This window comes from Brevundimonas sp. GW821-FHT10A07 (assembly GCF_059415785.1).
Genome location: NZ_JBWKNX010000008.1, coordinates 13,736 through 32,416, shown reverse-complemented (window position 1 = coordinate 32,416; position 18,681 = coordinate 13,736). Strand labels below are relative to the sequence as shown.

Annotated in this window: 21 protein-coding genes; 15 read left to right on the top strand and 6 right to left on the bottom strand. The window is 68.0% G+C overall.

Translation table 11 applies throughout. The features are described from left to right. The 6 genes from AC07NC_RS08255 (at position 1) to AC07NC_RS08230 (ending at position 4,028) form a co-directional block, all read left to right on the top strand. Positions 1-681: a hypothetical protein gene (locus AC07NC_RS08255; protein WP_008262702.1), complete on the top strand. Its 681-nt coding sequence runs from the start codon at positions 1-3 to the stop codon at positions 679-681. Next, positions 681-1,106, top strand: a complete 426-nt coding sequence (locus AC07NC_RS08250; protein ID WP_494569216.1) for a PDC sensor domain-containing protein — start codon at positions 681-683, stop codon at positions 1,104-1,106. The genes AC07NC_RS08255 and AC07NC_RS08250 overlap by 1 nt, the downstream gene beginning before the upstream one ends. A 183-nt stretch (positions 1,107-1,289) precedes the next feature. After that, positions 1,290-1,790 (top strand): single-stranded DNA-binding protein, encoded by a 501-nt coding sequence (ssb, locus tag AC07NC_RS08245; protein WP_154726903.1) that lies wholly within the window; start codon positions 1,290-1,292, stop codon positions 1,788-1,790. 203 nt (positions 1,791-1,993) lie between these two features. Continuing rightward, a complete protein-coding gene (locus tag AC07NC_RS08240; RefSeq protein ID WP_494569215.1) occupies positions 1,994-2,263 on the top strand; it encodes a thiol-disulfide oxidoreductase DCC family protein in 270 nt (89 codons plus the stop codon). Next, positions 2,260-3,561, top strand: a complete 1,302-nt coding sequence (locus AC07NC_RS08235; protein WP_494569214.1) for an SDR family oxidoreductase — start codon at positions 2,260-2,262, stop codon at positions 3,559-3,561. Before AC07NC_RS08240 ends, AC07NC_RS08235 begins: the two co-directional genes overlap by 4 nt. Next, positions 3,558-4,028: a DUF2269 family protein gene (locus tag AC07NC_RS08230; protein ID WP_494569213.1), complete on the top strand. Its 471-nt coding sequence runs from the start codon at positions 3,558-3,560 to the stop codon at positions 4,026-4,028. Before AC07NC_RS08235 ends, AC07NC_RS08230 begins: the two co-directional genes overlap by 4 nt. Positions 4,029-4,031: 3 nt before the next feature. Here AC07NC_RS08230 and AC07NC_RS08225 read toward each other — a convergent pair whose 3' ends face one another. Together AC07NC_RS08225 and AC07NC_RS08220 are read right to left on the bottom strand one after the other, a co-directional pair. After that, entirely contained in the window at positions 4,032-4,412 is a 381-nt protein-coding gene (locus AC07NC_RS08225; protein WP_494569212.1) for a type II toxin-antitoxin system VapC family toxin, read from the bottom strand. Next, positions 4,409-4,687: a type II toxin-antitoxin system Phd/YefM family antitoxin gene (locus AC07NC_RS08220; RefSeq protein ID WP_494569211.1), complete on the bottom strand. Its 279-nt coding sequence runs from the start codon at positions 4,685-4,687 to the stop codon at positions 4,409-4,411. Before AC07NC_RS08220 ends, AC07NC_RS08225 begins: the two co-directional genes overlap by 4 nt. Before the next feature lie 96 nt (positions 4,688-4,783). On the opposite strand from AC07NC_RS08220, the gene AC07NC_RS08215 reads away from it, so the two are divergent. Together AC07NC_RS08215 and AC07NC_RS08210 are read left to right on the top strand one after the other, a co-directional pair. Next, positions 4,784-5,704, top strand: a complete 921-nt coding sequence (locus AC07NC_RS08215) for a DMT family transporter (RefSeq protein ID WP_494569210.1) — start codon at positions 4,784-4,786, stop codon at positions 5,702-5,704. Positions 5,705-5,734: 30 nt separating this feature from the next. Further along, the gene (locus AC07NC_RS08210; protein WP_494569209.1) at positions 5,735-6,265 is read left to right on the top strand and encodes a DUF1003 domain-containing protein; all 531 of its coding nucleotides are present in this window, start codon (positions 5,735-5,737) and stop codon (positions 6,263-6,265) included. A 4-nt stretch (positions 6,266-6,269) separates the two neighbouring features. Here AC07NC_RS08210 and AC07NC_RS08205 read toward each other — a convergent pair whose 3' ends face one another. Then, a complete protein-coding gene (locus tag AC07NC_RS08205; RefSeq protein WP_494569208.1) occupies positions 6,270-6,845 on the bottom strand; it encodes a superoxide dismutase family protein in 576 nt (191 codons plus the stop codon). 122 nt (positions 6,846-6,967) lie between these two features. On the opposite strand from AC07NC_RS08205, the gene gyrA reads away from it, so the two are divergent. From gyrA to AC07NC_RS08180, 5 genes are all read left to right on the top strand, one after another. Continuing rightward, on the top strand, positions 6,968-9,745 hold the full coding sequence (gene gyrA, locus AC07NC_RS08200; protein WP_494569207.1) for a DNA gyrase subunit A: 2,778 nt from the start codon (positions 6,968-6,970) through the stop codon (positions 9,743-9,745). A gap of 175 nt (positions 9,746-9,920) precedes the next feature. Continuing rightward, positions 9,921-10,733, top strand: a complete 813-nt coding sequence (locus AC07NC_RS08195; RefSeq protein WP_494569206.1) for an aminotransferase class IV — start codon at positions 9,921-9,923, stop codon at positions 10,731-10,733. 265 nt (positions 10,734-10,998) lie between these two features. Continuing rightward, on the top strand, positions 10,999-11,487 hold the full coding sequence (gene coaD / locus AC07NC_RS08190; protein ID WP_008263176.1) for a pantetheine-phosphate adenylyltransferase: 489 nt from the start codon (positions 10,999-11,001) through the stop codon (positions 11,485-11,487). Positions 11,488-11,495: 8 nt separating this feature from the next. Further along, on the top strand, positions 11,496-12,365 hold the full coding sequence (locus tag AC07NC_RS08185) for a peptidylprolyl isomerase (protein WP_494569205.1): 870 nt from the start codon (positions 11,496-11,498) through the stop codon (positions 12,363-12,365). A 28-nt stretch (positions 12,366-12,393) separates the two neighbouring features. Then, complete coding sequence (locus AC07NC_RS08180; protein WP_492073166.1) at positions 12,394-13,266, top strand: peptidylprolyl isomerase; 873 nt, start codon at positions 12,394-12,396, stop codon at positions 13,264-13,266. Between the two features lie 3 nt (positions 13,267-13,269). Here AC07NC_RS08180 and AC07NC_RS08175 read toward each other — a convergent pair whose 3' ends face one another. Next, positions 13,270-14,370, bottom strand: coding sequence for a Ppx/GppA phosphatase family protein (locus AC07NC_RS08175; protein ID WP_494569204.1), 1,101 nt, complete (start codon positions 14,368-14,370; stop codon positions 13,270-13,272). Between the two features lie 147 nt (positions 14,371-14,517). On the opposite strand from AC07NC_RS08175, the gene hspQ reads away from it, so the two are divergent. Further along, positions 14,518-14,826: a heat shock protein HspQ gene (hspQ, locus tag AC07NC_RS08170; protein WP_008263584.1), complete on the top strand. Its 309-nt coding sequence runs from the start codon at positions 14,518-14,520 to the stop codon at positions 14,824-14,826. A 56-nt stretch (positions 14,827-14,882) separates the two neighbouring features. Further along, positions 14,883-15,758, top strand: a complete 876-nt coding sequence (gene phhA / locus AC07NC_RS08165; protein WP_008260790.1) for a phenylalanine 4-monooxygenase — start codon at positions 14,883-14,885, stop codon at positions 15,756-15,758. Here phhA and astB read toward each other — a convergent pair. After that, positions 15,755-17,092, bottom strand: coding sequence for an N-succinylarginine dihydrolase (gene astB / locus AC07NC_RS08160; protein ID WP_494569203.1), 1,338 nt, complete (start codon positions 17,090-17,092; stop codon positions 15,755-15,757). The two genes, phhA and astB, sit on opposite strands and share 4 nt — an antisense overlap. A 157-nt stretch (positions 17,093-17,249) precedes the next feature. Further along, positions 17,250-18,668 carry a succinylglutamate-semialdehyde dehydrogenase gene (astD, locus tag AC07NC_RS08155; RefSeq protein WP_494569202.1) on the bottom strand — a complete coding sequence of 473 codons (1,419 nt, stop codon included), beginning with the start codon at positions 18,666-18,668 and terminating at the stop codon, positions 17,250-17,252. Between the last annotated feature and the right edge of the window lie 13 nt (positions 18,669-18,681).

Here is an 18,681-nt window from a genome sequence, read left to right as displayed (position 1 = left end):
ATGGCCCTTCCGAACGACAATCGCGTCATCATCGCCATCGGCGCCGGTCTGGTGATCATCGCCGCCGTGGTGCTGGCGCTCATCTTCACCGGCGGCGGCGACAAGACGCCGGAGGCCCCGCCGGCCGCGAGGGGCGGTCTGACCGTCGACCTGGCCGACGCCCCGACGCTGGAGCCGACACGCGAGTTGCGCTGCTTCGTGGACGGCCAGTTCGTGGGCATGGCGACACTGGCCGTCTGCGCCCAACGCAACGGCCTAGCGACCGACGCCCTGGATGTCGGCATCGACGAGACGGGCGCCCTGGCGGCCGCCCCCACCGCCGCCTTCGCCCCGCCGCCGGAACTGCCGCCGGTCGAGATGGCCCAGGCCGATCCCCTGCCGAGTCCGGCTCCGGGCGCCGCTGCGCCCAGCAATCCGGCGCCCGCGCCGTCCGCCGGCGCCCAGTGCCTGCGTCACTCCGGTTCGGACTGGCGCGTCCTGTCCAGCGGCATGAGCCTGAACGCCTGCGTCCAGGCCCTGTACGCCGGCACCTGCGTGCGTCCGGGCGACGCCCAGTACGGCCGCTGGGGAGACACGACCCTTCGCCTCGTCCCGCGCCGGGTGGAACAGTCGGGCGACAACAGCCGTTTCCGCACTCTGGCGGAGCAGGACCGCAACTGCCAATTCCCGGGTCTGAACTGATGCGCGTGCTCGCCCTTTCCGTCATCGCCGCCGCCGCCGTCCTGGCGGCGTGCAGCAACCAGCCGAAGTTCGATTTCGAGCCCGGCGTCTGCTATTTCGTCGCCACCCCGGACGGTCAGCCGCCGCGCCTGCAGAAGATGGGCGAGAACGTCGCCCAGATCGAACTGTGCGCCGGCCAGCTGGAGGAGATGCGTCTGCGCTTCCTGCGCATGGGCGGCTCCAATCAAGAAGTCGCGGGTGCCTATCAGGGCCGCTTCATCTTCGTGGACCGCGAGGGCGTGAAGTTCGGCAAGAGCCTGACCGGCAGCCGCTTCTTCGCCATGGCCCGCACCGGCGACGGCCGTCTGGCCATCCCCGGCGCCATCCAGCGCGACGAGACCGGTCGCCCGATCGCGATCGCTGCGCCGCCGCCCGAGACCAAGTAGGGCCCGGGCTGTCGTAGAAGAGACTTGCGTGACGTGAACAAAGGTGGAACATTTCGTTAATCCACCGGTTTGGCGGGTCTGATGTCGAATGCGGCTGGCGGTGAACGGCGGCGGCTCTAAGACATCCGGCTGAATTACGGAGCGGGCGAGGGACTCGCCGCTCCCTACGAGAAGGAAGTTTCCATGGCGGGCAGCGTCAACAAGGTCATTCTGGTCGGCAATCTGGGCCGCGATCCCGAAATCCGGTCGATGCCGAACGGCGACCGCATCGCCAACCTGTCGATCGCCACCTCGGAAACCTGGCGCGACAAGTCCTCGGGCGAGCGCAAGGAAAAGACCGAGTGGCACCGGGTCGTCATCTTCAACGACAACATCGTCAAGGTGGTCGAGAACTATGTGAAGAAGGGCTCGACCGTCTATATCGAGGGCGCGCTCCAGACTCGCAAATGGACCGATCAGCAGGGCGTCGAGAAATATTCGACCGAGATCGTGGTCAGCCGCTTCAAGGGTGAACTGACCATGCTGGGCGGCCGTTCGGAAGGCGGCTCGCAAGGCGGCGGTTACGGCGGCGGCGGCGGTGGTCGCGGTGACGACGACTACTCCTCGGGCTTCTCCACCGGCGGCGCCAACAAGCCGAGCGGCCCGAAGGAAAGCTACGACCTGAACGACGACATTCCGTTCTAAGGTCGATCCGAACCAACCATGGGGCGGGGGCCTTACAGCTATCGTGAGGATCCCGCCGTCCCGGCCTTCCCGGACGAGCGACCCCTGGTCCTGTTCGACGGCGACTGCGCGCTTTGCTCCGGCTCGGCGCGCAAGATCCTGAAGGCCGACCGGGCCGGCTGTTCCGGCTGGTCCCGACGCAGTCGCCGTTGGGGCAGGCGCTGTTGACGCATTACGGCGTCAGCCCCGACGACCCCGCCACCATGCTGCTGATCCAGGATGGCGTGGCGCGCGAACGCTCCGACGCCGTCCTGGCCATCGCCGCCCAGCTGCCTGCACCCTATCGGTGGGCGATCATCGGTCGGATCGCGCCACGGTTCATTCGCGACCGCCTGTATGACTTCGTGGCGCGTCGCCGTCGCCGGTTTCCCGGTTCGACCTGGTGCGCCCTTCCTCCGGCGGGCGTCGATCTGAAGGATAGAGTGCTGGGATGAGCGGTCGCGTGCTGGTGCTGGGCGCCAACGGCTTCATCGGCTCGCACGTAGCGGCCGCCCTGTCCGCAGAGGGCTGGCGCGTGCGGGCCGGGGCGCGGCGCGTCGCCGAGCCGTCCCGACGCGCCCCGAGCTTCGACTGGGTCGCGGCCGACTTTTCAAAACTGACGACGGCCCAGGCCTGGGCGCCCCTTCTGGACGGAGTTTCGGCCGTGGTGAACTGCGTCGGCGTCTTGCAGGACGGCGGCGGCGACAGCACACGCGCCGCGCACGTCGACGGTCCCCGCGCCCTGATCGCGGCCTGCGAGGCGGCGGGCGTCCGGCGTCTGGTGCATATCTCCGCCGTCGGCGCGGACGAAGAAGCCGGCACCGACTACGCCCGCACCAAGGCGCAGACCGAACGACTGGTCGCAGATAGCGCGCTGGACTGGCTGATCCTGCGGCCGTCGCTGGTGGTGGATCGGGCGGCCTTCGGCGGCACGGGTCTGATCCGCGCACTGGCGGCCTTTCCTCTGTTCAGCCCCGTCGTGGGGGGCGATCAGACCTTCCGTCCGATCCCGCTGGGCGATCTGTGCGCCGCGGTCGTCGCGGCCTTGAAAGCGGGCGCCCCGTCGCGTCAGTCGCTGGACATGCCGGGGCCGGAGGCGGTGACCATGGTCGAGACGGTGCGCCTTTATCGCGGCTGGCTCGGTTTGAAGCCTGCGCCGGTCCTGCCTGTGCCCCGCGCCTTGGCTGCGCCGGCCCTGGCCGTCGGCGACCTGCTGGGTCGGCTGGGTTGGTCCTCGCCGATCCGCACGACCGCGATCAAACAGATGGACTACGACGTCTCCGGCCACGACAGCGGCTGGGCTGAGCAACTGGGCGTGTCTTCGCGCGGCTTTACGCGTTTCCTGGCCGAGACCCCGGCTTCGGTCCAGGACGTCTGGCACGCGCGGCTGTGGTTCGTCCGCCCGATCTCCATCCTGACCCTGGGCCTGTTCTGGCTGATCACGGGCCTGATCAGCTTCGGGCCGGGCTGGAACGGCGCCGTCGCCATCCTTCATGAGGGGGGCTACGACCGCTGGGCCGGGCCGGTGGCCTGGTGGGGCGCCCTGCTGGACGTCGTGCTGGGACTGCTGCTGTTCGTCCGGCCCTGGACGGCGCGGGTGGCGATCTTCATGTGTCTGGCCACCATCGGTTATCTGATCGCGGGCACGCTCAGCCTGCCCCATTACTGGATCGATCCGCTGGGGCCGTGGCTGAAAGTCCTGCCGATGATGGCGCTGTGCCTGTTCGTGGCCGCAACGGACGCCCGCCGATGAGTCTCTATTTCGCGTTGAAGATCATCCACATCCTGTCCGGCGCCGTCCTGTTCGGCACAGGGGCGGGCATCGCCTTCTTCATGCTGCGCGCCCACGCCACGCGCGACGCCCGCACGGTCGCTGAGGTGGGACGGATCGTCGTCCTAGCCGATTTCGTCTTCACCACCAGCGCCGTGGTGGTCCAGCCGATCAGCGGCCTGGGCCTGATCCATCTGCAGGGCTGGTCCCTGACCAGTCCCTGGCTGCTGGCGGCCTATGGTCTCTATGTCTTCGTCGGCGTCTGCTGGCTGCCGGTCGTCTGGATCCAGTATCGGATGATGAAGCTGGCCGAGCAGGCGGCGGGGCAGGGGGCGGCGTTGCCGCCCGCCTATCATCGCCTGTTCGGCTGGTGGTTCGCCCTGGGCTGGCCGGCGTTTGCGGGCGTCCTGGCCATCTACTGGCTGATGGTCGCCAAGCCGACGTTCTGAGGCCTACCAGACCGCCTTGTCGAAATGATGCAGGATCATATGGTCGGCGGTGATCAGCTTCGCCCCGTCGGCCATGGCGTTGGCGACGATCAGCCGGTCGAACGGATCGCGCGTCCAGGCGAAGCGGCAGGCCGCCTCAGCGACGGCGGCGGTCGAAGCGTCCGATAGCGACAGGTCCAGCCGGTCCTGAATATCCCGCAGCAGAAGATCGGCCGTCTTCAGCTTGACCCGACCGATCTCGATCAGGATTTCGATCTCCACCAGCACCAGGGGGGACAGACGCAAATCGGGAGCCCGCGCCAGCTGCGCCTGCGCCGGGCGGCTGATCTGCCGATCCAGCCGATAGTAGAGCCAGAGGGCGACCTGGGTGTCGAGATGTGTCACTTGTCGTCGAAATCGAACTTGGTGTCCGGATCCCAAGTCCAGTGGCTCTTGTTGGTGTCGATGTCGTCGGGGCAGTCCTCCCAACCTTCCCGCACCCCTTGGGCCATATAGGCGTTCCAGCGTTCCTCGGGCGTCGTCGGTTTTGCGGGGGTCTCGGCGATCAAGGTCAGCCGCCGACCGCCACGCCGGATGACCAGCGGCTCGCCCGTCTCCAGCACGCTGTCGACCAGCCGGAACAGGTCCTTGCGCAGGGCGGTCAGGGTGACTTCGATCATATGTACATGCTGCGCTTGAGGCATGTACATGTCAATGCAATGAGCCGACACGCCATTTGACGGGCGAAGCGGCTTACGCCGTGCGATAGCCGGATCATGACCGCCGCCACCCCCGCCCCGCCGTCGCACAAGCCCCACGCCCTGACCAGTTTGGAGATCGCCGCCATCGTGGCGATCATTGTCGTTTGGGGCGTGAACAATGCGGGGGCCAAGCTGGCGACCGAGACCCTGCCGCCGTTGCTGGTCGGGGCGATCCGCTTCGGTCTCGCAACGGCCTGTCTGATCGTCTTCGTCCGTCCGCCGTTCCCGGACTGGAGGAGCCTGCTGCTGATCGTCATCGTCGGCGGGCCGATCCAGTATGGTCTGGCCTACACCGCCTACTGGATGGCGACCGACGTCAGCCCCGTGACGGTGGCCAACCAGCTCTGGATCCCCTTCACCGCCCTGTTCGCCTTCCTGATCCTTGGCGAGCGACTGAGCAGGGCCGCCCTGGTCGGCATGGGGGTGGCCTTTGTCGGCGTGGCCTGGATGACGCTGGACGCCCATGCGCTTCAGGACTGGAAGGCCATCCTGGTCGCCATCGCCGCCGGGGCGGCCTGGGGCGTGACGACGGTGGTCGCGCGGCGCACGACTTCGATCCCGCCGCTGAAGATGCAGGGGCTGCTGGCGCTCGGCGCCTTTCCGGTCATGGCCTTCGGTTCGGCGGTGTTCGAGCACGGGCAGTGGGAGGCGGTGAAGTCCGCCACGCCCATGGTCTGGGCTTCGCTGCTGTGGGCGGGGATCGTCTCCTCCGTCCTGGCCACCACCCTGTTGTTCTGGCTGGTGCAGCGGCGCGAGGCCGGGCGGGTGACGCCCTATCTTCTGGTGACGCCCGTGGTGTCGATGCTGATCGGCTGGGGCTTGATGGGCGACGTGCTGACGCCCCAGATCCTGACCGGCTCGGCCATCACCATGGGCGGGGTCGCCCTGGTCGCCCTGGCCGAACGGGGCTTGCGCGCGGGGGCCGCCAAGGCTTGATCTGTTTCCTGAGCGATTCAGGAATCCGTCATGTCACACGCCCCTCTCGACGCCGATCATGTTTCCCGCCGCTGGCTGGGCAAGGAGACGCATGAACTGGCCGCGAACGAGGCCAGCGTCGTTCGCAGCGCCGCCGAACGCCGCCCGATCTCGGAGGATGTGAACGAGGCCTTCGACGACCGCCAGAGTTTCGGCGACCGTTTGGCCGACCGGGTGGCGGAGTTCGGCGGATCCTGGACCTTCCTGATCGCCTTCGGCCTGTTCCTCGTGACCTGGACGTTGCTCAATCTGGTTCTGAGACGGGATGCGTTCGACCCCTATCCCTTCATCTTCCTGAACCTGATGCTGTCGATGATCGCGGCGGCCCAGGCGCCGATCATCATGATGAGCCAGAACCGTCAGGCCTCGAAGGACCGGCTGGACGCCGGCAACGATTACCAGGTCAATCTGAAGGCCGAGATCGAGATCATGGCCCTGCTGGACAAGGTGGAACACCTGACGGCGCGCCAGCAGGAACAGACCGAAATGATCGAGCGGTTGCTGGCCGAGAAGGGGCGTTAGTGCGTCAGCTCGCGCTCAACGCCGCGCAGGCGACCCGATCGCCGGCGCCGCCGATGGGCTGGCTGGCGTGGTCGTCCGGATTGGCGTGGATGATGATCGCCGATCCGTCGGCGTCCCACAGCCATTGTCCCGGACCTTCCGACGAAATCCGCGCGCGGGTGGTGAACAGTTCGGCGTTCACCTTGCCGTCGGCGCCGGCATAGACGTTCGGCAGGTCGCCGTCATCGGGACCGGCGGCGTTCAGCAGGCCGTGCGGCGCCTTGGGCTCGCCGTGGTTGATATGGGCGCCGGACGAGGTGAAGGGCGCGGCGCATTGGCCGGTCGCATGGATATGGATGCCGTGCCAGCCGGGCGTCAGGCCCGAGGCCTCGACCTTGATCACCAGGCCGGTCGGTCCCTGGCGCAGATCGACGCGTCCGATATTGGCCCCCTGGGCGTTGATCAGAACGGCCTGTCCGGTCGCGCCGACGGGCGCGCGTTCGGCCTGCATCTGGGCCGCGTCGGCGGTTGAAGCGCAGGCCCCGGCGAGGGCCAGCGGGGCGGCGAGAGCGAGGGCGGCGGCGAGAGGCGTGAAGCGCATGTGGAACGTCCTTTCAGAGACGGGCTTTCACGGCGACGTCGCTTTGCCACCGAGGCCCTGGAATGCTAGAAATCGTCACAGCGGATCACGTTCCGATTCCGGCCGCATAAAGCCACGCTTCCTTGACCGACGACAGCTACGAAAACGCCGCAACTCCGATCGTTCCGGGAGGCGGCGGCTCCGACATTTCCACGATCACGATCGAGGACGAACTGAAGCGTTCGTACCTCGACTACGCCATGAGCGTGATCGTCTCGCGCGCGCTTCCCGACGCCCGTGACGGCCTCAAGCCGGTTCACCGTCGCATCCTGTATTCGATGCACGACCTGAACATGACGCCCGAGCGCAGCTATTCGAAATGCGCCCGCGTGGTCGGCGACGTGCTGGGCCGGTTCCACCCCCACGGCGACGCCTCGGTCTATATGGCCCTGGTGCGGATGGCTCAGCCCTTCTCGATGGGTCTGATGCTGGTCGACGGCCAAGGGAACTTCGGCTCGGTCGACGGCGATATGCCCGCCTCGATGCGTTACACCGAGGCCAAGATGGCCCCGGCCGCCGTCGCCCTGATGGCCGACATCGACAAGGACACCGTCGATTTCCAGCCCAACTACGACGAGAAGGAGCTGGAGCCGGTCGTCCTGCCCAGCCGGATTCCGAACTTGCTGGTCAATGGCGCGGGCGGCATCGCCGTCGGCATGGCGACCAATATCCCGCCGCATAATCTGGGCGAGGTCGTGGATGCGGCCCTGGCCCTGCTGGACGACCCCAACGTCACCGACGACGCCCTGCTGGATATCGTGCCCGGTCCCGACTTCCCGACCGGCGGCGAGATCATGGGCCGAACCGCGCCGCGCAACGCCCTGCGCGACGGTCGCGGCTCGGTGGTCGTGCGCGGCCGCGCCTCGGTGGAAGAGATCCGCAAGGATCGCGAAGCCATCGTCGTCACCGAACTGCCCTATCAGGTCAACAAGCAGACCCTGATCGAGCGCATCGCCGAAATGGTGCGCGAGAAGCGTCTGGAAGGCATTTCCGACGTCCGCGACGAATCCGACCGTCAGGGCATGCGGATCGTCATCGAGCTGAAGCGCGACGCCTCGGGCGATGTGATCCTGAACCAGCTGTGGCGCTACACCGCCATGCAAAGCTCGTTCGGCGTCAACATGCTGGCGCTGAACCACGGCCGGCCCGAACAGATGGGCCTGCGCGACCTGCTGCAGATCTTCCTCGACTTCCGCGAGGAAGTCGTCGTCCGCCGCGTCAAGTTCGAGCTGAACAAGGCTCGCGACCGCGGCCACGTCCTGGTCGGTCTGGCCGTCGCCGTCGCCAATATCGACGAGGTCATCCACATCATCCGTTCCTCGGCCGATCCGACCGAGGCGCGCGAACGGCTGCAGGCCAAGCCCTGGCCCGTCGGCGACATGATGGCCCTGGTCGAACTGATCGCCGACCCCCGCAGCGTCGTCATCAACGGCGACAGCCTGCAACTGACCGACGAACAGGCCCGCGCCATCCTGGCCCTGACGCTGTCGCGCCTGACCGGTCTGGGCCGTGACGACATCTTCGGCGAGGCGAACGGCCTAGCCGACACCATCCAGGGCCACCTGACCATCCTGTCGGACCGCAAGAACGTCCTGGCCATCATTCGCGACGACCTGATCGACGTGAAGGACAAGTTCGCCGTGCCGCGTCGCACCCTGATCGGGGAAGGCGACGGCGAGATGGAGGACGAGGACCTGATCCCGCGCGAGGACATGGTCGTCACCGTCACCCACGGCGGCTACGTCAAGCGCGTCGCCCTGAACGCCTATCGGACCCAGCATCGCGGCGGCAAGGGCAAGTCCGGCATGACGATGAAGGACGAGGACGCCATCACCGGCGTGTTCAGCGCCTCGACCCACACCCCGGTCCTGTTCTTCGCCACCAACGGCAAGGCCTACAAGCTGAAGACCTGGCGTCTGCCGCTGGGCAATCCGCAGTCGCGCGGCAAGGCCTTCGTCAACCTGCTGCCCATCGAGCCGGGCGACAGCATCATGAACGTCCTGCCCCTGCCCGAGGACGAGACGACCTGGGGCGACTACGACATCATGTTCGCCACCAGCTCGGGCGACGTGCGCCGCAACAAGCTGTCGGACTTCGCCACCGTCAACCGCGCCGGCAAGATCGCCATGAAGCTGGAAGGCGACGACCGCATGGTCGGCGTCGGCCTGTGCACCGCCGACGACGACGTGCTGCTGACCACGGCCCTGGGCCGGGCGATCCGGTTCAAGGCCGACGACGTGCGCGTGTTCAAGGGCCGGGATTCGACCGGCGTCCGGGGCGTGCGCCTGCAGGACGGCGACGAGGTCATCTCCATGGCCATCCTGGGCCGCGTCGATGCGACGCCGGAAGAACGCTCGGCCTACGTCAAGCACGCCAACGCCATGCGCAAGGCGCTGGCCGGCGCGGAGGCGGAAGAGGATGTCCCGGCTCCGGCCGAGGCTGAAGACGAGGTCGCTGACGCGGCTCTGACCGTCGAACGGATCGCCGAACTGGGCGCCGCCGAACAGTTCATCCTGACGGTCACCGAGACCGGCTTCGGCAAGCGGTCCTCGGCCTATGAATATCGCCGCACCGGTCGCGGCGGTCAGGGTCTGACGGCCCATGGCCTGGGCGGTCGCGCCGGCACGCGCCTGGCGGCGGCCTTCCCGGTCGAGGAGACGGACGACCTGCTGCTGGTCACCTCGGGCGGACAGATGATCCGCACGCGGATGGATCAGGTCCGCATCGTCGGCCGCTCCAGCCAGGGCGTCACCATCTTCCGCACCGGCAAGGACGAAAAGGTCGTCTCGGTCGAACGCCTGCCGGAAAGCGGCGGGACGGACGAGGCGGACGTCGCGAGTGAAGAGGGTGGCGAGGACTAAGTTCACACCCTCTCCCGCCGGGAGAGGGCTTGAGCGCCCGAGAGCATAGCGATCGGTCTTGCGCGAAAGGGTGAGGGGAACGGTGGTGCGAACTGGCCCACCAGCGGACCCCTCATCCGGCCCTTCGGGCCACCTTCTCCCCACGGGAGAAGGAAAGGAGGAGAGGGGAGCGGCCATGACGTCTGACATCCTGATCGACGGCCTTCCCGCCAGCCCTGACGACCTGGCCCACCAGGCCCTGGTCAACTACGGCGCCTACACCTCCTTCCGCGTCGAGCACGGCGCGGTCCGCGGCCTGGATCTACACCTCACCCGCCTTGACCAGGCCGCCGTCGAACTGTTCGGCGAAAGCCCCGGCGAGGCTGAGTTCCGACGTCTGTTGGCGCGCGCTGTTGAGGGACGTGACAAGGCCTGGATGCGCGTCAGCCTGTTCTCGCCCGAGATCGGTCATCGAAATCCGTCCTTCGTCGGCCGCCCCAAGGTGATGACCGTTGTCTCGCCGCCCCCGCCGCCCCTGGCGACCCAAATGCGGGTGACGGCTGTGCCTCATGGCCGCGAGACGCCCCACCTGAAACACGTCGCCACCTTCGGTCAGACGCGCGTGCGCCGGGCCGTGCGGGCGGCGGGCTTCGACGACGCCCTGTTCGTCGATGACCAAGGCCATGTGTCCGAGGGCGTGACCTGGAACATCGGCTTCATCCAGGGGGATCGCATCGTCTGGCCCCAGGCGCCGATGCTGGCGGGCGTGACCCAGGTCCTGATCGAGCGCGGCTTGGCTGGACTGGGCCTATCGTCGCAGACCCGCCCGGTGCATGTGTCCGAACTGGCGGGGTTCGATGGCGCATTCCTGTGCAACAGCGCCACCCCCGCCTGTCCCATCACGGCAGTTGACGACACGGTTTTCGCCGTCGATCCGACCCTGCTGACGGCGATCGAAACCGCCTGGGCCGCCAATGACCCGCTGCCCTTGGCGGTCCAGCTCTCCTAATTCTGCAAGAAAAGCCTAATGAATTCAGCGTCGCCGTCAGCGAGCTCAGCAATCGGCGCGCCTGGGTTTACGGCGGGCGTAAAATCGCGCGATGACCGATGTGACGCCAAAACCCGCCCCGCCGTCCACCCGCCTGCTTTGGCGCTTTTGGCGCCTTGTCACCCTGTTTTTGCGACACGCCTCCACGCCAACGGCCTGCTAGGCCGAACCTTTCGCACCTGCTAAGTCACGCCGAACAGCAGGCGACAGGCTGGGGAGACACGCCATGCGCATCGGACTCTATCCGGGCACCTTCGATCCAGTGACCAACGGTCACACCGACATCATCAAACGGGCGTTGAAGCTGGTGGACCGGGTGGTCATCGGCGTGGCTCAGAACGACGACAAGGGGCCGTTGTTCACCACGGCCGAGCGGGTCGAGATGCTCCAGGCCGAGGTGGCGAACCTGGGCGGCGACATCGTGGTCCAGCCCTTCTCGACCCTGCTGATGCATTTCGCGGAAGAGCTGAACGCCAATGTCATCATTCGCGGTTTGCGCGCGGTCGCCGACTTCGAATACGAGTTCCAGATGACGGCCATGAATCAGCGCCTCAATCAGGACATCGAGACGGTATTCCTGATGGCCGATCCCCGGCATCAGGCCATCGCCTCGCGGCTGGTCAAGGAAATCGCCCGTCTGGACGGCGCGATCGACAGTTTCGTCAGCCCCGCCATCGCCGCGCGCGTGCGGGACAAGGTCAAGAACAGAGGATGAGTTCGTCAATGCGTCTTGGTGTGATCGCGGCGGCCGCCGCCGCTCTTCTGGCGTCGGTTGCGACCCAGGCTCCGGCCGTGGCCCAAGCCCAGGTTCAGGCTCCCGCTGCGGACTGGCGCACCGTCGCGCCCGAGAACCTGCTGGTCATCGACACCCCCAAGGGCCGGATCCTGGTCGAGCTGACGCCGGTCGCCGCCCCCGCCCACGCCGAACGCATCCGCACCCTGGCCAACCAGGGCTTCTATGACGGGCTGAAGTTCCACCGCGTCATCCCCGACTTCATGGCCCAGACCGGCGACCCCCAGGGCACGGGCGAGGGCGGCAGCGAACTGCCCGATCTGAAGGCCGAGTTCAGCTTCCGCCGCGGGCGTGACGCCGGCTTCGTCGCCGTGCCGAACGCGGGACAGGGCGTGCGCGGCCTGGTCGGCGTCCTGCCGGTCGAGACCCAGCCCGACGCCCAGATGATGATCACCGCCGACTTCAAGGTCGAGGCTCACGGCCTGTTCTGCCCCGGCGTCCTGGGCATGGCCCGCGCCGGCGCGCCCGACAGCGCCAACAGCCAGTTCTTCCTGATGATGGGCGACCGGGACCAGTTGAACGGCGTCTACACCGCCTTCGGCCGCGTGGTTTCGGGCCTGGACGTGGTGAACAAGCTGAATAAAGGCTCCGACGCCGAAGACGGCAAGGTCGCCAACCCCGACGTCATGACGCGGGTCCGCATGGCCTCGGCCCTGCCGGAGGGCGAACGGCCCACCGTCCGTGTGCTGAATCCGGCCAGCGCCGCCTTCGCCGAACGGATCGCGGCGGCCCGCACGGCGCGCGGCGGCAGCTTCAATATCTGCGACGTTCAACCGGTGGCCGAGGTCGTCGGCGGCTGATCGCCAAAATACAGAGGAGGGCCGGGCGATGACCATTCGAAACACGCTGATGGCGGCGGGCCTTGCGGCGCTGCTGGCCAGTCCGGCTCTGGCGCAGCAGGCGGCCGTGCCGCCGCCCCCGCCCGCGCCAACCGAATGGCGCGCCGTCGCGCCCGACAATCTGCTGGTCATCGACACGACCAAGGGCCGGATTCTGGTCGAACTGGCGCCCGAGATCGCTCCGGCCCATGTCGAGCGGATCAAGCTGCTGGCGTCGCGCGGCTTCTACGACAATCTGGCCTGGCACCGGGTCATCGACTGGTTCATGGCCCAGACCGGCGACCCCCTGGGCACCGGCGACGGCCAGAGCTGGTATCCTGACCTGAAGGCCGAGTTCACCTTCCGACGCGGACCGGACATGGCCTTCACCCCCGCCGCCGCGCCGGCCGGGGCCCTGATCGGCTTCTACCATTCCCTCCCGGTCCAGACCCAGCCCGACGCCCTGATGGCGGGCACGGCCGACCGCAAGGTGCATGGCTGGGGTCTCTATTGCCCGGGCGTCGCCGGCATGGCCCGCGACGAGGGCAATGACACCGCCAACAGCCAGTTCTTCCTGATGCGTCAGGCCTATCCGGCTCTGGACAAGCGCTACACCGTCTGGGGCCGCGTCGTCGTCGGGCTTGAGGTCGTGCGCGCCTTGAAAGCCAGCCCCAATCCGGACGGCGTCGTCACCGATCCCGACCGGATGACCCGCGTCCGCCTGGCGTCTGACCTGCCGTCGGCCGAGCGCCCGGCGGTGCAGATGCTGAACACCACCTCGCCGACCTTCCGCGCCCTGGTCGATCAGGCGCGTCAGGCCAAGGGGGCGGATTTCTCGGTCTGCGACATCGACGTGCCGGTGCGGCTGGCGGCGGCGAGCTGACGCTCAGGTCGCCACAGGTCCCCGGCCTCGGCCCCGCCGACGCCTGCGCCGCTTGGGCGGCTTCTTGTCTTCGCGCATCTGCTGCAGCAACAGGCCTTCACGCAGACCGCGGTCGGCGACCCGCACCCGTTCCGACGGCCAGGCGCGCTGTATGGCCTCCAGAATGGCGGCGCCGGCCAGGACCAGATCGGCGCGATCGGGTCCAATACAGGCCTCCTTGGCCCGTCCGTCCGGGCCCAGGGCCTTCAGCCGTTCGGCCGCCGCCTCGCACTCGCTCCGCGTCATCCACAGCCCATCGACCCGGTCGCGATTGTAGCGCGGCAGGTTCAGGTGAATGCCCGCCAGGCTGGTGATCGCGCCCGAGGTGCCGACCAGATGGGCGCGGTCCGCCAGGAACAGCTCCATCATGGCCGCATCCTCGATCCCGCCCGCCGCAATGGCCGCGCCCATGTCGTTCACCATGGCCTCGTACCAGTCCTCGCCCGCGCCTTGCGGCTCCGGGTGGCGCTCGGCCAGGGTGACCACGCCCAGGGGCGCGGACATCCAGGCGGTGGTCTTCCAGTCGGCGTCTTCCCGCTTCAGCCAGGACAGTTCGGTCGAACCGCCGCCGACATCGATGATCAGCACGGCCTCGGCCTTGGGATCGATCAGGTTCAGACAGCCCTCGACCGCCAGTCGCGCCTCTTCGGCCGGATCGATGATCCGCAGCCGCAAGCCGGTGCCCTTGCGCACACGATCGATGAACTCGGCGCCGTTCTCGGCGGCGCGGCAGGCCTGGGTGGCGACCGCGCTCAGCCGAACCGACTCCACGCCCTTCCTGACGATCCGGTCGGCGCACAGGGCCAGGGCGTCATAGGCCCGGTCCATCGCCCGCGGGTCCAGCCGTCCCGTGCGGGACAGGCCTTCGCCCAGCCGCACGATCCGGCTGAAGCTGTCGACCACCCGAAAGCCGTCGCGCGACGGCCGCGCGATCAGCAGCCGGCAATTATTGGTCCCCAGATCGAGCGCGCCATACAGGGGCGCGTCCCGACCCGACGCATCCCGCTCGCGGGAAGGCTGGGACCGCTCGTCGCGCCGTCGGGGCGCGCCGTGGGTCTCCGGCATGGGCCGTCATTCCGATGTGGGCGGTCCAAAGCGGCGCCCGTCCCGATCAGCCTAGCCCGCGAAGATCGTCCGCGCCAAGCCATTCTGTCAGGAAGATGAACGGACCTGTGGGCGTCCCGGTCATCCGCACCAGCGTAACAAGACCTCATGACCCAGGTTCACACGGCCCGTTTCGCCATCGGCCAGATCGTTCGTCACCGCGACAACGCCTTTCGCGGCGTGGTGATGGACGTCGATCACGGCTACGCCGGCCCCGCCGTCGAAACCGGCGCTGTGGCGGCGGACCAGCCCTTCTACCGCGTCTTCGCCCTGGGCGAGGACGGCGGCTTCGTCGCCTATGCGGCGGAGGGGGTGCTGGAAGACGGCCAGTCCGTCCTGCTGCCCGATGACGCCCAGCGCTGGTTCACCACCGACGCCGAAGGCCATCACGCCCCCCTGCATGAAGGCATTCACTGAGGAAGACTTGGAAGGGGCGCCCGCCGGGCGTTAGGATGGGGCAAAGAGGAGCGTCCATGTCCGACTTCGAACACGTCTTCGAACAACCGCCCGAGGGCGCGGCCGCCGACTGGACCATTCCCCAGAACTGGGCCGCCTATACCGAGGTCGAACACCAGACCTGGGATACGCTGTACGCCCGCCAGATGAAGATCCTGCCCGGCCGGGCCTGTGACGCCTTCCTGAACGGGTTGAGGGCGCTGGACCTGAATGCAGGCGGCATTCCCGATTTCGAGATCATCAATCCCAAGCTCCAGGCCCTGACCGGCTGGACAGTGGTCTGCGTGCCCGGTCTGGTGCCCGACGAGGTCTTCTTCGATCACCTGGCCAATCGCCGCTTCGTCTCGGGCCAGTTCATCCGCAAACCGGACCAACTGGATTACCTCCAGGAACCCGACATCTTCCACGATGTCTTCGGCCATGTGCCCATGCTGACCGACCCCGATTTCGCCGCCTATATGGAGGCCTACGGCAAGGGCGGACAGCGCGCCGCCGGTCTGGGCATGCTGCCGAACCTGGCCCGGCTCTACTGGTACACGGTCGAGTTCGGCCTGATGCAGGAGGCCGGAGCCTTGCGCATCTACGGCGCCGGCATCGTCTCGTCGGCGACCGAAAGCGTCTTTGCGCTGGAAGATCCGTCGCCGAACCGGCTGGGTTTCGATCTGGAGCGGGTGATGCGGACCCTGTACCGGATCGACGACTTCCAGCAGGTCTATTTCGTCATCGACAGCCTGGAAGCGCTGAAGGACGAGACGCTGAAGGACTTCGGCCCCGTCTATGACGCCTTGAAGGGCCAGGTAGACCTGCCGATTGAGACCGTCCTGCCCAGCGATCAGGTCTTCACGCGTGGGACTCAGGCCTATGCGTCCAAGGGCGGGCGGTTCGCGGCCTAGGGCCGCTGGAACGGATAGAAGCCGCCGCCCAAATCCAGAATCGCCGTCAGTTCATCCAGCGCGCTCCGGCTCTCGTCCAGCAGGGCCGGATCGGCGAGGTCAGCGGGGCGCAATTCGTCGCGGTACCAGCGCTCGCCCCATGTCTTGAGCCGAGCGTGCAGCGCGTCCGTCAGGCGCATGGCCGGGTTGGTCGCGGCCAGCTCGGCCTCGGTCAGCACGACCCGCAGGCGCAGGCAGGCCGGCCCCCCGCCGTTGCGCATCGACTGGCGCACATCGACGTACCGGACCTGGCCGATGGGACCGTTGGAGGCGGCCAGGGATTGCGCCACCGCATGGCTGCGCGGGTTCTCGCGGGTCTCGGTCGGACAGATCAGGGTCAGGCGGTCCTCGCCCGGAATCTGGATCAGCATCGAGTTGAACAGGTAGCTGCTGATGGCGTCGGCCAGGGGCAGGTCGGCGGACGACACCTCGACGAAGATCGGGTCGAACAGGCCTTCGGCCGCGCGACGGATGGCCGCCTGGGTTCCGGCCGTGTCCTCGAAGGCGAGGTCGTGGAAGAACAGGGTGTCCCGCGCCCCGACGCAGACCACGTCATTGTGGAAGGTGCCGCCGGCGATGGCGGCCTTTGACTGCTGGGCCAGGACGACGCCGCTGGCGCCGTGGCGACGACCGACGGCCTGCGACGCCTCGCGCGTCTGGCGGGCGGGGTAGGGGCCGTCCCAGGGCTCGAACGCCTCTCGACCCCAGACCAGAAGATTGACGCCCGCCGCGCCGTGTTCCGCGCACAGGCGGACGTGATTGGCGGCGCCCTCGTCGGCCAGATGGGCGACGGAGGGCAGAGCGTCATGGACGGCGAACCGGTCGCCATCGGGGAAGAGGGCGTCCAGCGCCCGTTTTGTCTGCTGGTGTTCCAGTGACCGGTGCAGGTTGGTGACCAGGTTAGCCGGGGTGAAGTGCACCCGGCCGTCGGCGGCGTCGGCGCTGGGCGTCACGGTCGCGGCGTTGGCGGCCCACATGGGCGAGGCGGAACAGGCGGCGGCGGCGAAGGATGGCGCGTCCTTCCAGGCCCGCTCCAACACCTGAGCGTCCGAGCCGGTGAAGCCCAGGGTCCGCAGGAAGGGAATGTTCGGCCGCTCATGCGGCGGCAAGACGAACTGGGGCAGGCCCAGGTCCGCCAGGGTCTTCATCTTGTCGAGCCCCTGCAGCACCGCCGCGCGCGGGTTCGACGCCTCGCCCTTGTTCAGGCTGGAGGCGAGATTGCCCGGCGACAGGCCCGCGTAGGAGTGGGTCGGTCCGATCAGGCCGTCGGCGTTGGCTTCGATGGCGTGGGTCATTCGGCCCTCTCCCCTTGCGGGAGAGGGAGGTCGCGCACGACGGCGCAAGCCGTCGTCCTGGCGCGAGCGGGTGAGGGGTCACGCAGGCGGTCGGCAGGGAGAAACCCCTCATCCGACCCGCTGCGCGGGCCACCTTCTCCCGCAAGGGGAGAAGGACTCACGACCGTAACCCCTTGATCTCGCCCTCGATGTTCGCGACCGCGTCCGCCTCGAAGCTGGCCACCGGATAGGCGCAGTAGTCGGCGGCGTAATAGGCCGACGGCCGATGGTTTCCGCTGGCACCCAGGCCGCCGAACGGCATGTCGCCGGCCGCGCCGGTGGTCGGACGGTTGAAGTTGACCACGCCGGCCCGGATGCGGCGAATGAAATGGTCCCAGTTTTTCGGATCGTCGCTGACCAGGCCCGCCGACAGACCGTAGCGGGTCGCATTGGCCGCCTGGATCGCGGCGTCGAACGTCGGGACGCGGATCACCGACAGGAAGGGGGCGAACATCTCCTCGTCGGGAACGTCGATCCCGGTCACGTCGATGATGGCCGGTTTGACGAAGGCGCCGGGCAGGTTGGCGACAGGACCCGAGGCGCGGATGACCTTGGCTCCGGCGTCGATCCGTTCCTGCAGCGATTTCAATGCCGCTTCGGCGGCCCGGGCTGAGATCAGCGGTCCGGCGTAGGGTTCGGGATTACTGTCCCAAGGCCCGAACACTAGCCGATCGGACAGGGCGGCGATGGCTTCGATGATGGCGTCGCCCTGCGCGCCCTCCGGCACGATCAGGCGTCGGGCGCACGAACAGCGCTGGCCCGTGGTGATGAAGGCGGACTGGACCGCGATGCCGGCCACCGCCTCAGCGTCTGCCGCATCCCAGACGACCAGCGGATTGTTGCCGCCCAGCTCCAGCGCCAGGATGACGTGCGGATCGTCGGCGAACTTGCGCCGGAAATGGGCGCCGGCCGCGCCCGAGCCGGTGAACATCAGGGCGTCGATCCCGGCGTCGAGCAGGGCCGCGCCGGTCTCGCGTCCGCCCTGGACGACATTGACCACGCCGGTCGGCAGGTCGGCGGCGGCGAAGGCCTCGGCCATCACCTGGCCGACCAGGGGCGTCTCTTCCGACGGCTTGAAGACGACGGTGTCGCCAGCCAGCAGGGCCGGGACGATGTGGCCGTTGGGCAGATGGCCGGGGAAGTTGAACGGGCCCAGCACCGCCGCCACGCCGTGCGGGCGGTGACGCAGGGTGGCCCGGCCGAAGGCGGTGTCGCTGGTCCGTTCGCCGGTGCGTTCGTCATAGGCGCGGATCGAGATGTCGACCTTGCCGATCATGGCGGCGGCCTCGGTCTTCGTCTCCCACAGGGGCTTGCCGGTCTCGCGGGCGATGGCCTCGGCGATCTGGGGCGCGCGGTCCTTCAGCACGGCCTGATAGCGTTTGACGGCGTCGATGCGGTCGGCGCGTGGGGCGTCGGCCCAGGCGGGGAAGGCGGCGCGGGCGGCGTCCACGGCGGCCTGGACCTGAACCGGACTGGCGGCCTCGCCTTCCCAGTTCACGGCTTCGGTGGCGGGGTCGATGGAGTTGAAAATGGTCATGGCTCTATTCCAG

What these genes read in the sequence shown, in the direction of transcription:
- AC07NC_RS08205 (WP_494569208.1), bottom strand. Translation starts at nt 6,845, where the DNA reads ATGCGCTTCACGCCTCTCGCCGCCGCCCTCGCTCTCGCCGCCCCGCTG.
- coaD (WP_008263176.1), top strand. Translation starts at nt 10,999, where the DNA reads ATGCGCATCGGACTCTATCCGGGCACCTTCGATCCAGTGACCAACGGT.
- astD (WP_494569202.1), bottom strand. Translation starts at nt 18,668, where the DNA reads ATGACCATTTTCAACTCCATCGACCCCGCCACCGAAGCCGTGAACTGG.
- AC07NC_RS08220 (WP_494569211.1), bottom strand. Translation starts at nt 4,687, where the DNA reads ATGATCGAAGTCACCCTGACCGCCCTGCGCAAGGACCTGTTCCGGCTG.
- AC07NC_RS08230 (WP_494569213.1), top strand. Translation starts at nt 3,558, where the DNA reads ATGAGTCTCTATTTCGCGTTGAAGATCATCCACATCCTGTCCGGCGCC.
- AC07NC_RS08255 (WP_008262702.1), top strand. Translation starts at nt 1, where the DNA reads ATGGCCCTTCCGAACGACAATCGCGTCATCATCGCCATCGGCGCCGGT.
- AC07NC_RS08195 (WP_494569206.1), top strand. Translation starts at nt 9,921, where the DNA reads ATGACGTCTGACATCCTGATCGACGGCCTTCCCGCCAGCCCTGACGAC.
- ssb (WP_154726903.1), top strand. Translation starts at nt 1,290, where the DNA reads ATGGCGGGCAGCGTCAACAAGGTCATTCTGGTCGGCAATCTGGGCCGC.
- AC07NC_RS08175 (WP_494569204.1), bottom strand. Translation starts at nt 14,370, where the DNA reads ATGCCGGAGACCCACGGCGCGCCCCGACGGCGCGACGAGCGGTCCCAG.
- hspQ (WP_008263584.1), top strand. Translation starts at nt 14,518, where the DNA reads ATGACCCAGGTTCACACGGCCCGTTTCGCCATCGGCCAGATCGTTCGT.
- AC07NC_RS08210 (WP_494569209.1), top strand. Translation starts at nt 5,735, where the DNA reads ATGTCACACGCCCCTCTCGACGCCGATCATGTTTCCCGCCGCTGGCTG.
- AC07NC_RS08235 (WP_494569214.1), top strand. Translation starts at nt 2,260, where the DNA reads ATGAGCGGTCGCGTGCTGGTGCTGGGCGCCAACGGCTTCATCGGCTCG.
- astB (WP_494569203.1), bottom strand. Translation starts at nt 17,092, where the DNA reads ATGACCCACGCCATCGAAGCCAACGCCGACGGCCTGATCGGACCGACC.
- AC07NC_RS08215 (WP_494569210.1), top strand. Translation starts at nt 4,784, where the DNA reads ATGACCGCCGCCACCCCCGCCCCGCCGTCGCACAAGCCCCACGCCCTG.
- phhA (WP_008260790.1), top strand. Translation starts at nt 14,883, where the DNA reads ATGTCCGACTTCGAACACGTCTTCGAACAACCGCCCGAGGGCGCGGCC.
- AC07NC_RS08250 (WP_494569216.1), top strand. Translation starts at nt 681, where the DNA reads ATGCGCGTGCTCGCCCTTTCCGTCATCGCCGCCGCCGCCGTCCTGGCG.
- AC07NC_RS08180 (WP_492073166.1), top strand. Translation starts at nt 12,394, where the DNA reads ATGACCATTCGAAACACGCTGATGGCGGCGGGCCTTGCGGCGCTGCTG.
- AC07NC_RS08185 (WP_494569205.1), top strand. Translation starts at nt 11,496, where the DNA reads ATGCGTCTTGGTGTGATCGCGGCGGCCGCCGCCGCTCTTCTGGCGTCG.